Origin of the sequence: Actinoalloteichus caeruleus, from assembly GCF_049311605.1 — a bacterium.
GTDB lineage: Bacteria > Actinomycetota > Actinomycetes > Mycobacteriales > Pseudonocardiaceae > Actinoalloteichus_B > Actinoalloteichus_B caeruleus.
In genome coordinates this window covers 1,206,849-1,221,406 of the sequence record NZ_CP186005.1, presented here as the reverse complement: position 1 = coordinate 1,221,406, position 14,558 = coordinate 1,206,849, and the positions used below count along the sequence as shown (strand labels likewise).

The following is a 14,558-nucleotide window of genomic DNA, read 5'->3' as shown; positions in this document are numbered from 1 at the left end:
CCCGCGTCCATACTGACACAGGAGGGCGGGAGGGGGACACGTGCGCGCACCCGCTCGGGGCGTCAGCGCCCTCCCCACTGGCGGGCGACGTCGGCGGCCAGCGCCGTGAGGGTGGGCGCCGGCTCGGCGAGGGCGGCGTCGACCGATCCGGCGTGCTCGGCGACGGAGAAGGCGCGTTCCACTCCCACGGCCGCCGCCTCACGGCGGCCGACGGCCACCTGGCCGGCGAGGACGAGGCAGGGGACGCCCCGGTCGGCGGCGGCCCGGGCGACGACGGTCACCAGCTTGCCGCGCAGGGACTGCCAGTCGAAGCTCCCCTCGCCGGTGAGCACCAGGTCGGCGGTGTCGAGGGCCTCGTCGAGGCCCGTGAGCGTTCGGACCAGACCGGCGCCAGACTCGGTCGTCCCACCGAGCGCCAGCAGCCCGGCTCCCAACCCGCCGGCGGCACCCGAGCCGGGGACATCGCGGACGTCCAGCCCGGTGGCGGCGGTGAGGGCGTCGGCCCAGCGGGTCAGCGCGGTGTCCAGGGCGGTGACGGTCCCGGCGTCGGCGCCCTTCTGCGGGCCGAAGACGGCGGCGGCGCCGTGCTCGCCGACCAGCGTGTGCTCGACGTCCGAGGCGAGGACCACGCGCATCCCGTCCAGGTCCGCGGTGCCCCTGATCCCGGCGCAGCCGGTGAGGGCGAGCCCACCGGGTTCGAGGGGAGCGCCGTCGTCCCCCACCGGGACGGCGCCGAGGGCGGACAGCATCCCGGCGCCGCCGTCGGTGCTCCCCGAACCTCCGAGGCCGACCACGGCCGTGGCCACGCCGGCGTCCCTCGCGGCCGCGAGGAGCTCCCCGACTCCCCTCGTACCGGCGCGTCCCGCGTTCTCCGGGGTGCGCCGCGGCACCAGGTGCAGGCCGCAGGCCTGGGCCGACTCCAGGTAGGCGGTGCCGGAGCGGCGGCCGGTGGTCGCCCGCTCCGAGCGCACCTCGAGCCACTCCGCCTCGACCGGGTCGCCGAGTGGCCCGCTCACCCGCCTCCGGTGCACGGTGCCGCCGAGCGCGGCGCGCAGGACGTCGACGAAGCCGGGGCCGCCGTCCGCGACCGGGCGGGCCACCAGCTCGTCGCCGGGGCTGCCGCGCCGCCATCCCTCGGCGATCGCCTCGGCGGCCTCCGGGGCGGTGAGGGTGCCGCCGAAGCAGTCAGGTGCAACCAGGATCCGCATGGCGGCCAGCCTACGAAGGTCGACGGGGCCGGGGAGCGCCGGCGACGGCGGATGGCCCGTTCCGGCAGGATGCGGACGGGACCGACACTCCCGTCCGCGACATCGCGGCCTCATTTAGGCTGGTGTGTGTGAGGTTCCTTCGCCGCAAGACGAACGCTGACAGCCCCACCGAGGACAGCCAGACGGTTCTGGTGGCGGAGGAGGCTGCCGAGACGACGCCCGCCGGCTACACGCCGGGCAAGGGGCGGCCCACTCCCAAGCGCCGGGAGGCGGAGGCACGCCGCCGGGGTCCGGTGGCCCCTCCCCCGAAGACCCAGCGCGAGGCGATCCGCAGGATGCGGGGCAACAAGGAGGAACGGCGTCGCGCCACCGCCGAGCGGCGGGAGCGGATGATGTCGGGGGACGACCGCTACCTGCTGCCCCGGGACCGGGGGCCGGTGCGCGCCTACGTGCGCGACCTGGTCGACTCGCGCCGCAACCTGATGGGCCTGTTCATGCCACTGGCCCTGCTGGTGTTCGTCTCCCTGGTCGCGATGCCGATGGAGGTCCAGCAGTACTCCGGCCTGGTCACCTCCGCCATGCTGATCGTGATGATCGTCGAGGGCGTGAGCCTGGGCCGGATGATCGTCAAGCGGGTCCGGCTGAAGTTCCCCGACTCCACCGCCCGCGGGTTCGGCCTCGGTTGGTACGCCTTCACCCGGGCGACCCAGATCCGCAAGCTGCGCGTGCCCCGCCCTCGGGTCACGCCCAAGGACGCCAAGCGCATCTGGAGCTGACGACGCGGCCGCCGGTCGAGGGCGACCGACACCGGCCAGCCGTTGCGACCACGAACTCGTTAACGAGGCAAAAGACCCGGGTACGATCCCGGCATGGAGTTCCGTCGCCTGGGCCGAAGCGGCCTGTCCGTCAGTGAGATCTCGTACGGCAACTGGCTGACCCACGGCTCGCAGATCGAGGAGGAGCAGGCCAAGGCCTGCGTGCACGCGGCGCTGGACGCCGGGATCACGACATTCGACACCGCCGACGTCTACGCCGGCACCAAGGCCGAGTCCGTCCTGGGGCGCGCGCTGGCCGGGCAGCGCCGCGAGGGCCTGGAGATCTTCACCAAGGTCTTCTGGCCGACCGGGGACGGCCCCAACGACCGCGGCCTCGGCCGCAAGCACATCATCGAGTCGGCGAACGCGTCGCTCCGCCGGTTGCGGGTGGACTACGTCGACCTGTACCAGGCCCACCGCTTCGACCGGACGGTGCCGCTGGAGGAGACCTTCCTCGCGTTCGCGGACCTGGTCCGCCAGGGCAAGGTCCTCTACGTCGGGGTGTCCGAGTGGACCGCGGAGCAGATCGCCAGGGGTGCCGAGCTCGCCCGCGAGCTCGGGGTCCCGCTCATCTCCAACCAGCCCCAGTACTCGGCGCTCTACCGGGTCATCGAGTCGCAGGTCGTGCCGACCTGCGAGCGGGAGGGCATCAGCCAGATCGTCTGGTCCCCGATCGCGCAGGGCGTGCTGACCGGCAAGTACCTGCCGGGGCAGCAGCCGCCCGCCGACTCGCGCGGGTCGCACGAGTCGACCAAGAGCATGGTCTCCCGCTGGCTGCGGGACGACGTGTTGGAGCGGGTGCAGCGGCTCAGGCCGGTGGCCGAGGAGGCGGGGCTGTCCCTCGCCCAGCTGGCCGTGGCCTGGGTGTTGCAGAACACGAACGTGGCCTCGGCCATCATCGGCGCTTCCCGTCCCGAGCAGGTGACGGAGAACGTCAAGGCGGCCGGCGTGACCCTCGAGCGGGAACTGCTCGACCGGATCGACGAGATCCTGGGTGACGTCGTCGAGCGCGACCCGATGCTGACCGTCTCCCCCTGATCAGCCGCGCGGTTCACCCGCCCCCGGCCTGGCGCCACGGCGGGGGGCGAGTGGACCGCCTCAGACGCAGGACGCCGCCTCCTGCCAGCCGTCGTCCCCCTCCCTGGGGTCCTCCGGCCCCCAGCTCACCGAACTGAGCCTGGCGGCGACCTCGCCGGCCGCCGTCAGCGTTCCGCGGCCGTCGAGGCTGGTGGTGGCCCACATCCCCGTCTCGTTGCCCACACCGCGAACCCCGATCGGCACCGCGACCAGGTAGACGTGCCGGTAGGAGGAGGACTTCACCGCGGCTCCCGGCCCGGCGACGAAGGCCTCCTCGGTGAGGACGGACCGGATGCGGTCCATCACCCCGTCCGGCACCTCCTGGCACCGGTCGGACGGCTCGGCACACGCGCCGGTGAGCGAGCTGGCGAGCACGCTGATCATTCCGGTCACGAACATCATTCGGGCCGCGCGCACGGACGTGTCCCCTCCCCAGGAGTCAGCTTCGGCCGACGGGCGGAGCGGCGGACGCGCCGCGCGGGGCGGCGTGGTCGCGCTCTGGGCGCCCTGACCAGTCGCCGGGTTCCCCCGATCCCGCTCGGCTAATCCGGCGGGCCGGCCCGCCGTCAACCAGACGAGTTATCGGCCGCCGCCGGGACCGCGTTGAGGCCCGGCCCCACCCGCACGGCGCGGCCCCCGAGGCCAGTCCCGTCGGAACGTCAGCCCCGGCGGCGACGCAGCAGCACGGCCGCGCTGATCCCGGTGATCGCCATGATCGCGACGCCGATGGCCGAGGTCACCGACATCCCGTGCACGAAGGCCGCCCTCGCGTTGTCCATCAGCGTGGTGGCCAGCTCGGTGGGCAGGCCGGCCGCGGCGCTCTGGGCACCGGCGATGGTCTCGCGGGCGGACTCGGCATCCTCCCCCGGCACACCGGTCGGCACGACGAGGTCGCGTTGGTAGACGGCGATGAGCACGCTGCCCAACACCGCCGTGCCGAGGGCGGCACCGAGTTCGTAGGCCGTCTCCGAGATCGCCGCCGCGCCGCCCGCCCTGGCGGGCGGTACCGCGCCGACGATGGCGTCGTTGGTCAGCGTCTCGGCCAGGCCGACACCGGCGCCCAGCACCGCGAAGGCGAGCACCAGCCGGGCGGCTCCGCCGTCGACCGGCAGCCCGACGGCGATGACGTAGCCGAACGCGGCGGCGAGGAGTCCGGCGCTGATCAGGATCGGCACCCGGATGTGGCGGGCGAGCAGGACGGCCAGCAGGGCCGCCGCCACCTGGGCCAGCAGCCCTGGCAGCAGGCGGACGCCGGCCTCGACCGGGCTCAGACCGAGCACCAGCTGGAGGTACTGCGACACGAAGAACAGGAATCCGACCAGCGCGAAGACGCTGAGGAGGTTGCTGGCCACCGCGACGCTGAACATCCGGTCCCGGAACAGCCTCAGGTCGAGCAACGGGGTGGGCCGCCGCAGCTGCCGCCGCGTGAACAGCACCGCGAAGAGCACACCCGCCGCGAGGCAGAGCAGGGCCTCCGGCGAGGCGCCGGACTTGGCCAGTGCCTTGACGCCGTAGACGACCGGCAGCATCGCCGCGAGGGAGAGCCCCACGCTGACGAGGTCGAAGGGACCGGGCGCGGGATCGCGGGACTCGGGGAGCAGCAGCGGGCCGAACACGAGCAGCAGGACCATGACCGGCACGTTGACCAGGAACACCGAGCCCCACCAGAAGTGCTCGAGCAGCCAGCCGCCGAGGATCGGGCCGAGCGCGGCGCCGCCGGCGAAGGCGGAGGACCAGACCGCGATGGCCAGCCTGCGCTGGCCGGGGTCGAGGAAGATGCTCCGCAGCAGGGAGAGGGTCGAGGGCATCAGCATCGCGCCGAACACACCGAGCAGGGCCCTGGCCGCCACCAGCAGTTCCGGGCTGGTCGCGTAGGCGGCGAGGATCGACACCAGGCCGAAGCCCGCGCCGCCGACGAGCAGGAGCCGGCGACGGCCGAGCCGGTCGCCGAGCCCGCCCATCGTGACCAGGAGCCCGGCCAGCATGAGGGAGTAGATGTCGACGATCCAGAGCAACTGGGTGCCCGAGGGGGCGAGTTCCAGGCTGAGCGCGGGCACCGCGAAGCTGAGAACGGTGTTGTCCACCGCGACGAGCAGAACGGGCAGCATCAGCACCGCCAGTGCCGCCCACTGGCGGGTCCCCGCCCTGGGGGCGGGTCCGCCCTCGCGGATCGCCGGCTCCACCGCGCCTGACATGATTCCCTCCTCATCAACTGTACCGTCCGGACGGTACACCCCGAAGGGGGAGCCGTGCCACTGAGTAAGGTGCTGCCCATGAGCGCCGCCCGCGACCGCATCCTCGACGCCCTGGAGAGCCTCCTCATCGACAAGGGGGTGCTGGCCGCGACGCTCGACGCGGTCGCTTCGGAGGCCGGGGTGTCCAAAGGCGGGCTGCTGTACCACTTCGGCAGCAAGGAGGCCCTGTTCACCGGGATGTTGGAGCGGCTGCGGGCGCGGGGCGTCGAGGACGTCCAGCTCATGCTCCAGGCCCCGGGCGGCCCCACCCGCTACCACCTGGAGACCTCGATGGTGGAGCGGGGCGATCCGCTGCACCGCTCCTTCGTCGCGGCCACCCTCCTCGCCCAGTCCACCGGGGGGCAGGCCAGGGATGTCATCGTCGAACTGAACGAGCGCTACCTGCGGGCGCTCCTCACCGAGATCGACGACCCGGAGCTGGCCAGGATCGTCCAGCTGGTCGGGGACGGCCTCTACTTCAACCTGGCGATCGACGCCCAGCACCCCTCGGAGGTCGCCCCGGTGCTCGAGCGGGTCCGGCGGCTGGTCAGCGAGGCGGACCGCCGCTGACCAGCCGTGGGCGCCGTCAGTTCCTGGCGTCCTCGAGTTCCCGTTCCGGCGTGGGCCGCCGGACGAACGGTGCCCGGAGGGTGGCCACCAGGTGCGCCCGGTTGCGGACCACGGCGATGGTCGCGAGGACCGCGTACACCCCGGAGATCACGTACCTGGCCTCCTGGCCGGGGAAGAGGAACTGCACCAGGAAGAGCCCGAGCAGCGTCCACGCCGCCCACCGGGGGAAGCGGAGGGCCAACAGCACCGCGACACCGAGCATCGTCTGCGTCGCGGTGAGCACGAACTCCTCGATCTGGCGCCCGTCGAGCTGGAGCGCGGCGGGACCGCCGCCGATCAGGTAGGCGATGGGCAGGCTCCCCACCAGGAGGGTCCACTGGTTGACCTTCGCCGAGACCAGGGTGCCGATCGCGATCGCCCCCTTGCCCCGGAGCGCGAAGAGGATGGCGACGATGAACTCCGGCGCCTCCGAGGCCAGGGGGGCGAGCCACTGCACCAGGAGGAACTCGTCGATCCCCAGAACGGAACCGGTCGCGACCAGGGCGTTCGCGAAGGGTTCCGCGCACAGCAGGATGACGGCCGCCGACACGACGAACAGGCTGACCACCAGCGGACGGCGTCGACGGGCCGGGAGCGCGCCGATGACCGCGGCCGGCCCGACCAGCTCCGCCTCCGGGGTGTCCACCCGGGACACCCGCCAGAGGTAGAAGAGGAAGAACGCCAGGAGCGCGATCCCCAGCACGAGGTGGATCTGCCCGGTCAGCGGGATGACGAGGGCGACGACCGAGGCGATCGCGAGGAAACCCAGCTCCACCCGGTAGCCGGGGTGGAGGACGAGTTCCCGGATCGGCTTCCCGGACCTGCGGCGCGCGACGAACAGGGCCACCAGCACCACCACCGACCACCCGAGCCCGAGCAGCAGCCGGTTGGACCCGGTCATGTTCGCCGCCGCGTAGGCGACGTGCTCGGGGTTCTCGGCCGCGGTGTAGGCGAAGTAGAGGTCGACGGCGTACTCCGGGAGCACCGCGATGAGCGCCAGCAGGGCGATCGCGAGACCACCGGAGATGTCGACCTCGGCGGCCTCGGCGGCCCAGGCGAGCACGAAGGCCGACGCGACGACCGCGGCGCCGAACACCGCGAGGGACAGCACCGGGGGTGTCTCGACACCACCGAAGCGCACCACGAGCGCGGGCAGCGCCAGCAACAGGCAGATCCCCAGCGGCCGGAACAACCTGGCAAACATCGAACCCTTCCCCTCAGCGGGTCCGGCCGGTTCGCCACGGGGACAGAACTCCGGCCAGACGTGAGTCATGGCCGAAGGTCTCGTTCACCCTGACCTGGTCAGGGCCTCGCCGCCGGAGGCCTGGGCCCCAGTGTGTCGACGACGAGCTTGCGAACTACTCCCCTTCGGAGGCCCACAGCCTGGCACACGTTTAGACGTTTTCGCAAGTGTGGAAGTTTTGATCCGGCATCGATCCGAAACCGGACACGACCGGCCCAGGCGCCGCCACCTCGCGACGAGGACAATGGGAAGGACCATGAACGACAAGACCGCGGCGCGCACGAGACCGCCAGAAGCGTCCACCGGACCCACGACGGCTCAGCTCGCGTCGGCGGCCGGCACCTTCGACCTGCTGTCCACGCCGACCAGGCTCCACCTGGTGTGGCTGATGTCCCAGGGAGAACACGACGTCGGGACCCTCGCGGCGCGCGTCGGGGTGAACATCGCCACGGTCAGCCAGCAGCTCGGCAAACTCCGGCTGGCCGGCATCGTCACCTCACGACGCGAGGGCCGCCGGCACATCTACACCGTGGAGGACCCGCACGTCCTCACCCTGGTCGAACAGATCTTCGAACACATCGCACCGGACGGCTCGCTGGCGCCCGACCCGCCCCGCCAGCCCTGAGGCACCGGCAGCCCGCCGGACGGTCGGGCGCTCCGGCCAGGCCGCCCGGCCACCGACCGAGGAACGACCGGCGCCGTCCGGGGCGCCGGCCGGCCCGCCCGCTCAGGACTCCGGGCTCAGGCTCATCGGGCCGTAGACCTCGGCGTCGTCCCGGAGCAGCGTGACCGAGGCGACCCCGGCCGCGCGCAGCGCCGGCCACTCGTCCTGGAACCACTCCTCGGCGTCCTCCTGCTCGCCGAAGACCATCTCCGGGCCCGCCACCTCGGAGCCCGTCGCATCCTGGTAGCGCCAGCGGTAGCTCACTCTCGTCTCCCTCACTCGCCCGTGCGAACGGTGCGACCGTAGCCAGGACACCCCCGGCCGGACCAGGTCGTCCCGCCGTCCGGACGCCGGGAGGAGTTCCCGCCCGCTACTCCGCGCCGGCTGGCCGCCCGGCGAGGTGGTGGCCGTCCCCGTTGGTCCGGGCCCGCCCGCCCCTCTGGCAGGCTTGGCGCGGACAGGTCAGCCGACGCGTCGAGGCCAACGGAGGAAACACGTGTCCAGTGCGGAGCCCAGCATGCGGGACGTCGAGTTCCCGGAGGTCCCCCGGCCCGACGAGCAGGCCCGGCGACAGGCGGTCGCACGACAGGAGAGCCTGACCAAGCCCGTCGGTTCCCTCGGCCGTCTCGAGGAGCTGGGAGTGTGGATCGCCGCCTGCCAGGGCACCTGCCCGACACGGCCGTTCGCCCGCCCCCGCCTCGTGGTCTTCGCCGCCGACCACGGCGTGGCCGCCAACGGGGTCTCCGCCTACCCGCCGGAGGTCACCGCGCAGATGGTCACCAACCTCCTCACCGGCGGAGCCGCGGCCAACGTGGCGGCGGCCAACGCCGGCGTCGGGGTCCGGGTGGCCGACATCGCCGTCGACGCCGACACGCCGGGCCCCATCGCCGGCCACAAGGTCCGTCGCGGCTCCGGGGTGATCGGGCGGGAGGACGCGCTGACCGAAGCCGAGGTCGTGGCGGCGGTCCAGGCGGGGCGGACCATCGCCGACGAGGAGGTGGACGGCGGCGCCGACCTGCTGGTCGTCGGCGACATGGGGATCGCCAACACCACCGTCGCCGCCACCCTGGCCGCCGCGCTCACCGGCATCGAGCCCGTCGCGGCCGTCGGCCGGGGCAGCGGCGTCGACGACCGGGGATGGATGCGCAAGACCACCTCGATCCGCGACGCGCTCCGCCGGGGTCGCCCGGTGGCCCACGATCCGCTCAACCTGCTGCGCGTCTCCGGCGGGGCCGATGTCGCGGCCCTGACCGGATTCCTCGCCCAGGCCGCCGTCCGCCGCACCCCCGTGGTGCTGGACGGCCTGCTCACCGGCGTGGCCGCCCTGCTCGCCGAGGACCTCGCTCCCGGCGCGGCCCGGTGGTGGGTCGCCGGGCACCGGTCGGCCGAACCGGCGCACGACGCCGTCCTCCGACAGCTCGGCAAGGAACCGCTGGTCGACCTGGGTCTCCGGCTGGGTGAGGGCACCGGCGCGTTGGCCGCGTTACCCCTGCTGACCCTCGCCGGGCGGGCGCTCGGCGAGATGGCGACCTACGAGGAGGCCGGGGTGTCCGGTCCCGTCATCGCTCCCCCGCCACTGCCGGGGGCCGTCCGCGACTGAGGTCGTCAAGGCGTTCCTCCCCGTGACCGCGCGGGGCCGGCCCAGCTGGACCCCGCGCCGCGCGCTCACAGCCCGTCGACGGTCGACAGGAGCAGCACCGCCGCCACCAACCACCCGAGGCCGCAGAGGACCAGCAGCGGATGCCACCGCCGCCGAGGCCGCTGGTCGACCAGCAACCAGCCACCCGTCCCCAGGGCGGCCGCGGTAGCGAGAACGAGACCGGTGATCGCCAACCACTGTCCAGAGTCCACCGCGTCATGGTGCGGGTCGCGGGGCGAGGACCGCACGGCGCGGGGCCGGCCGCGCCGGGAACGTCCCCGCAGCCGGCGTCGCCGTGGCGGTGACGCCCCCTCGACCGGCGGGAGGGCGGCACCGCGCACGGTCGGTCCGGCGGGATCGCCGGGACCGGCCACGACCAGGACCACACCGGCGGAGAACGCGTCGACGAGGTACCCGCCGTCAGCCGGTCGTCCGCGCGCCACCCGTCCAAGGCGGGGCCGAAGCCTGGCTCCCCGAAGTCAGGCCAGCGTGCGCATCCAGCCGTGCGGGTCGGGCGACAACCCCCGCTGCAACGACGTCAGCCGGTCCCGCAGGCGAGCCGTCACCGGACCGGTCCCCCCGTCACCGACCAGGAACTCACCGCCAGCGTGCCGCACCCGGCCCACCGGGGTGATCACAGCGGCGGTGCCGCACGCGAAGACCTCGGTGATCTCCCCCGACGCCGCCCCTGCCTCCCACTCCTCGGTGGAGATCCGCCGCTCCTCGACGGGAAGGCCCAGGTCGGAGGCGAGTTCGAGGAGCGAGCGGCGGGTGATCCCCGGCAGCAGGGTGCCGGTCAGCGCCGGCGTCACGAGTCGCGCCCCCGCCCCCTCGCCGAAGACGAAGGCGAGGTTCATGCCGCCCATCTCCTCGATCCAGCGACGCTCCACGGCGTCCAACCAGACGACCTGGTCGCAGCCCTGCGCGGCCGCCTCGGCCTGCGCGAGCAGCGAGGCCGCGTAGTTCCCCGCGAACTTCGCGGCGCCCGTCCCCCCGGGGGCGGCCCGCACGTACTCGGTGGACAACCAGACGCTGACCGGTTTCACCCCACCCGTGAAGTACGCCCCCGCCGGCGAGGCGATCAGCAGGTAGGAGTAGCGGTTCGCCGGTCGCACGCCGAGCCCCACCTCGGTGGAGATCATGAACGGCCGCAGGTACAGCGACTCCTCCCCGCCGAGGGGAACCCAGTCGCGGTCCACGGTGACGAGTTCGGTGAGCGACCCGAGGAACAGCTCGTCGGGGAGTTCGGGCATCGCGAGCCGGCGGGCCGAGGCCCGGAACCGCTCGGCGTTCAACCCGGGGCGGAAGGTGGCGACCGAACCGTCGGGCTGGTGGTAGGCCTTGAGCCCCTCGAAGACCGCCTGCCCGTAGTGCAGCACCATGCTCGCGGGGTCCAGGGCCAGGTCCTGGTAGGGCAGCAGCGCCGCGTCGTGCCACCCGAGGTCCTCGTCCCAGTCGACGCGCACCATGTGATCGGTGAAGAACCGACCGAAACCCGGGTTCTCCAGTACCTTCGCCCGCTCCGCGGCAGAGGCCGGTCGGTCGGTGAGGGTCCTGGTGAAGGGCGTCTCGGGCGTCATGGCGTGCAGACTAGTACTTTCTCCCCTCTCCGAGAATCGAGTCTCGGAGTGTCGGAGGTCCGAGTATCCCGTCGTGCCCCGAAGGCGCTGGTCACCGCCCTGGTGCGGCTCAACTCGGCAGCGGGTCCACCTCCGGGGGGCACGTCCACGCCGGCAGCTCGGGACGGGGCCAGTCCGGGTCGGGCGGATCGAGGTGGCTGCCGTCGAAGGGGAACGCACCGGCCTCGGCGAGCGCGATCATGCGTTCGCCCTCCGCCCGCAGCAGCACCGCCTGCTCCTCGGTCACCCGCCCCGCCGCGAGGGCGGCGACCAGTTCGTCCTCGTCCTTCCACTCCCACGTCCGATCCGGTCGGACGAAGACGTCGAGCACCCCGTCGAGGCGGTCCACGCCGAACGGCGTCCGACCACACGGGATCTCCAGGTTCACGTACCAGCCGAGGAAGTCGCCGTCAGGGCCGAAGAACCACCACACCGAGGCCCACTGGCCCTCCGGTACCCAGCGGAGGGTGGAACTGCCCGTCCAGTGCGACCGGCAGGGACGCCGACCCAACACGAAGCGCTGCTCGAGCGGCGCCTCCCGCACCAGCCGGCCGTCCGGCAGGCGGGTCGCGACGATCTCGGTGCCGCCGAGTACCCAGCAGAGCACGGCGGCACCGTCGTCGGAGACGACCCGGGCCGGGTGCACCGCGCTGACGGTGCCGTCGGGGCGCAGGAAACGGAACAGGATCTCCGCGCCGGCGGCCCAGCGCGTACCCGGCCCCGGTCGTCCCTCGTTCGTCCTCATCGGACGTGGGACGGCACGAACGGAGGCTTGACCACCTCACACGGCAGCGGGCGGCCCCGAACGTCGACCACGACCTCGGCACCGAGGTCGACACCGGCGGCGGAGTCCACCAACGCCAGGGCGATACCGACCCGCAGGGACGGGGAGAAGGTCCCCGACGTCGTGCGGCCGATCACCGCGCCCTGCCCGTCCAGCACCGGCATCCCCGAGCGGGGGATGCCCCGACCGGTGGCCCGGAGTGCCCGCAGCCGGCGCCTCGGCCCCTCGGCCTTCTCCCCGAGCAACGCCTCCCGCCCCCAGAACGCGTCCTTCCGCCAGCCCACCGCCCACCGGGCACCGCCCTGCAGCGGGCTGATCTCCCGGGACAGGTCCTGGCCGTGCAGCGGGTAGCCCATCTCGGTCCGCAGCGTGTCCCGCGCGCCCAACCCGCAGGCCCGGCCGCCCTCCTCGCCGGCGGCGGCCAGCAGGGCCTCGAAGAGGTCGGAAGCCCCGTCGCTGTCGACGACCAGCTCGTAGCCGTGCTCCCCGGTGTAGCCGGTGCGGCAGATCCGCAGTCGCCGGCCCCCGTGCTCGACGTCGACGAAGGCCATGTAGTCCAGGTCGGCCGGCAGGCCGGTCGCCTCCAGCACCGCCCGCGAACGGGGCCCCTGCACCGCGAGGACGGCGAGGTCGGTGTGCTGGTCGGTCACGCTGATCCCGTCGGGGGCGACCCGGCGCAGCCGGTCGGCGACCTCGGCGGTGTTGGCGGCGTTGGGCACCAGGAACACCTCGTCGTCGTTCACCAGGTAGGCGATCAGGTCGTCGACGACCCCGCCGTCCTCGGCGCAGCACAGGGTGTACTGGGCCTGCCCCGGTCCGATCCGGCCGAGGTCGTTGGTCAGGCACGCGTTGACGAAGTCCGAGGCCCCCGCGCCGGCCACGGTGGCCTTGCCCAGGTGGGAGACGTCGAACACGCCCACCGCCTCGCGGACCGCCGTGTGTTCGGCGACCACCCCGCCGTCGGCGTACTGGATGGGCATCTCCCATCCGCCGAACGGGGCGAAGGTCGCGCCCCGCCGCTCGTGGTTGGCGTGCAGCGGCCCCCTCCTGGGCCCCCGCGCTGAGTGCGTCCCGGCGGGCTGGCCGGTGTCGTCGGAACGGGACTCGGGCGATGGTGTTGGCGAAGTCACGGGCCGAACGCTACCCGTGGCGCGCCACGCGGCGCCTCCCCCGGAAAGTCGAAGGTCGTGTGACCGCGGAGGTGCGTCACGGGCTCCGGTGCCGCCACCTCGCCCACAGGGCGAGGACGGCCGATCCCCCCAGCAGCACCAGCCCGCTCGTCACCAGCGCCACCACCGGAAGGCTCAGCGCGAGGATGACCGAACCGAACATGCCGGTGCAGGCGAGACGCATCGGCCAGTTCCGCTCATCGGCCATGAGCACCCGTGCCGCGGCGTTGACGAAGGCGTAGTGGACGAGCAGGAGGCACGCGGCCACCGCCATCGAGATGGCCGGGTCGAGGACCAGCAGCGGCGGTAACACCAGGACCGCCACGGCGAGTTCGGGAGGCCGAGCGGCGCCGCCCCGCCCCCGCCCCGCCAGGACCAGGGGGAGGTCCCGTTCGATGGCCAGCACCCGCACCCCGTCCCGGAGCCGGCGCAGCACCGGGACCAGGACGGCCAGTGCCGCCAACGCGGCGGCCAACCGCACGAGACGGGACAGGGGCGTGGCGTCGGACGCGACCAGCAGGTCGAGCAGCGGAGCGGGCGCCAACGCCAACCGGTCCGCGCCGAGCTGGTGCAGCGCCCCGGCCAGCACCGCCGCCTGGACCAGCCCGACCACCCCCAACCCGAGGGCGACCGCGCCCCTGCCCGGCATCCCGCCGCCGAGGACGGATCCCTCGTCCTCGGGGCCGGACGGGCCGTCGTCCCGCCGCTCGGTGGAGGGAACCACCCGGTCGAAGCCGGCGATGGCGAAGAACCACAGCCCCGCCGCGCCCGCCACCCCGCCGAGCAGCGAGTCGTAGTCCCTCCCGACGACGGTGGCCGAACCGGACGCCACCGGGTCCACCCCCACGGCGGCGGCCACCACCAGGCCGAGGACGCCGACCACGAACAGCGGGAGACCCCAACGCACCCCCCGGGGCCGTTCGAGCCGGGCCGCGACTCCCGACAGGGCCGCCACCACGAGGCCCGCCGACGCGATCAGCGGCCGCTCCGGCCAGACGTACCGGCCCGCCGCGCCGGCCACCGCGGCTCCGGCGAGGCCGTACCCGACCAGGAAGGCGACGTTGCCCAGCCGGGACGGCACCTCCCCCAGCTGGTCCCGGGTCGACAGGTAGTCCCCCGAGGAGTGGGCCACCGAGGCCCGCATGACCAGGGCGGAGGAAGCGCAGCACAGGGCCACCAGGAACGCGACGGGCAGACCGGCCAGCGCCCACCACCCGGCCGCGCCGGCCAGCGAGGCGACACCGAGCAGGGCACCGGCCCCGACCGACGCCGCCACGAGGTCGGCGACCACTCCGGGCGAGCCCCACCGCCGGCCGGAGCGACGCCGCGACCTCGTCCCCGCGTCCACGGCCCCACCCCCTCGCGCCTCGCGGTCCATGTTCCCCACTCCCCCACCGTTCTCGTCGGCAACGGTCTCACCAGCTCACGGCTGGTCCGGCGCTAACATTCGCAGATCCGCCGGCCGGCGCCCACGGCGCCGACGGCGGATGACCAAGA

15 protein-coding genes are annotated in these 14,558 nt (G+C 73.6%); 5 read left to right on the top strand and 10 right to left on the bottom strand.

Annotated elements, in window-relative coordinates; all coding sequences use genetic code 11:
- Positions 1-62: 62 nt before the first annotated feature.
- Positions 63-1,208 (bottom strand): glycerate kinase family protein, encoded by a 1,146-nt coding sequence (locus tag ACOJVX_RS05465; protein ID WP_026418213.1) that lies wholly within the window; start codon positions 1,206-1,208, stop codon positions 63-65.
- A gap of 128 nt (positions 1,209-1,336) precedes the next feature.
- Here ACOJVX_RS05465 and ACOJVX_RS05460 point away from each other — a divergent pair, with 128 nt between their 5' ends.
- The gene (locus ACOJVX_RS05460; RefSeq protein WP_026418212.1) at positions 1,337-1,984 is read left to right on the top strand and encodes a DUF3043 domain-containing protein; all 648 of its coding nucleotides are present in this window, start codon (positions 1,337-1,339) and stop codon (positions 1,982-1,984) included.
- A gap of 93 nt (positions 1,985-2,077) precedes the next feature.
- The gene (locus ACOJVX_RS05455) at positions 2,078-3,061 is read left to right on the top strand and encodes an aldo/keto reductase family protein (RefSeq protein ID WP_026418211.1); all 984 of its coding nucleotides are present in this window, start codon (positions 2,078-2,080) and stop codon (positions 3,059-3,061) included.
- A 60-nt stretch (positions 3,062-3,121) separates the two neighbouring features.
- Here ACOJVX_RS05455 and ACOJVX_RS05450 read toward each other — a convergent pair whose 3' ends face one another.
- Entirely contained in the window at positions 3,122-3,517 is a 396-nt protein-coding gene (locus tag ACOJVX_RS05450; protein ID WP_155886079.1) for a hypothetical protein, read from the bottom strand.
- 242 nt (positions 3,518-3,759) lie between these two features.
- Positions 3,760-5,295 carry an MFS transporter gene (locus ACOJVX_RS05445; RefSeq protein WP_026418209.1) on the bottom strand — a complete coding sequence of 512 codons (1,536 nt, stop codon included), beginning with the start codon at positions 5,293-5,295 and terminating at the stop codon, positions 3,760-3,762.
- 54 nt (positions 5,296-5,349) lie between these two features.
- Here ACOJVX_RS05445 and ACOJVX_RS05440 point away from each other — a divergent pair, with 54 nt between their 5' ends.
- Positions 5,350-5,904, top strand: a complete 555-nt coding sequence (locus ACOJVX_RS05440; RefSeq protein WP_211257292.1) for a TetR/AcrR family transcriptional regulator — start codon at positions 5,350-5,352, stop codon at positions 5,902-5,904.
- Between the two features lie 16 nt (positions 5,905-5,920).
- Here the strand turns inward: ACOJVX_RS05440 and ACOJVX_RS05435 are convergent, their stop codons facing one another.
- Entirely contained in the window at positions 5,921-7,147 is a 1,227-nt protein-coding gene (locus ACOJVX_RS05435) for a sodium:calcium antiporter (RefSeq protein WP_035272957.1), read from the bottom strand.
- Positions 7,148-7,442: 295 nt separating this feature from the next.
- Here ACOJVX_RS05435 and ACOJVX_RS05430 point away from each other — a divergent pair, with 295 nt between their 5' ends.
- Positions 7,443-7,811, top strand: a complete 369-nt coding sequence (locus ACOJVX_RS05430) for an ArsR/SmtB family transcription factor (RefSeq protein ID WP_026418206.1) — start codon at positions 7,443-7,445, stop codon at positions 7,809-7,811.
- A gap of 102 nt (positions 7,812-7,913) precedes the next feature.
- On the opposite strand, the gene ACOJVX_RS05425 is transcribed toward ACOJVX_RS05430, so the two are convergent.
- On the bottom strand, positions 7,914-8,114 hold the full coding sequence (locus ACOJVX_RS05425; RefSeq protein WP_030103834.1) for a hypothetical protein: 201 nt from the start codon (positions 8,112-8,114) through the stop codon (positions 7,914-7,916).
- 253 nt (positions 8,115-8,367) lie between these two features.
- Here ACOJVX_RS05425 and cobT point away from each other — a divergent pair, with 253 nt between their 5' ends.
- Positions 8,368-9,450: a nicotinate-nucleotide--dimethylbenzimidazole phosphoribosyltransferase gene (gene cobT / locus ACOJVX_RS05420; protein WP_026418204.1), complete on the top strand. Its 1,083-nt coding sequence runs from the start codon at positions 8,368-8,370 to the stop codon at positions 9,448-9,450.
- A 65-nt stretch (positions 9,451-9,515) separates the two neighbouring features.
- Here the strand turns inward: cobT and ACOJVX_RS05415 are convergent, their stop codons facing one another.
- The 5 genes from ACOJVX_RS05415 to ACOJVX_RS05395 all read right to left on the bottom strand — a co-directional run bounded on the left by ACOJVX_RS05415 (position 9,516) and on the right by ACOJVX_RS05395 (position 14,439).
- Entirely contained in the window at positions 9,516-9,701 is a 186-nt protein-coding gene (locus ACOJVX_RS05415; protein WP_156038255.1) for a hypothetical protein, read from the bottom strand.
- 267 nt (positions 9,702-9,968) lie between these two features.
- Complete coding sequence (locus ACOJVX_RS05410; protein WP_026418203.1) at positions 9,969-11,069, bottom strand: branched-chain amino acid aminotransferase; 1,101 nt, start codon at positions 11,067-11,069, stop codon at positions 9,969-9,971.
- 109 nt (positions 11,070-11,178) lie between these two features.
- A complete protein-coding gene (locus tag ACOJVX_RS05405) occupies positions 11,179-11,853 on the bottom strand; it encodes a DUF402 domain-containing protein (protein WP_026418202.1) in 675 nt (224 codons plus the stop codon).
- The gene (gcvT, locus tag ACOJVX_RS05400) at positions 11,850-13,022 is read right to left on the bottom strand and encodes a glycine cleavage system aminomethyltransferase GcvT (RefSeq protein WP_081715337.1); all 1,173 of its coding nucleotides are present in this window, start codon (positions 13,020-13,022) and stop codon (positions 11,850-11,852) included. Before gcvT ends, ACOJVX_RS05405 begins: the two co-directional genes overlap by 4 nt.
- A 76-nt stretch (positions 13,023-13,098) precedes the next feature.
- Positions 13,099-14,439, bottom strand: coding sequence for a hypothetical protein (locus ACOJVX_RS05395; protein WP_155886077.1), 1,341 nt, complete (start codon positions 14,437-14,439; stop codon positions 13,099-13,101).
- Between the last annotated feature and the right edge of the window lie 119 nt (positions 14,440-14,558).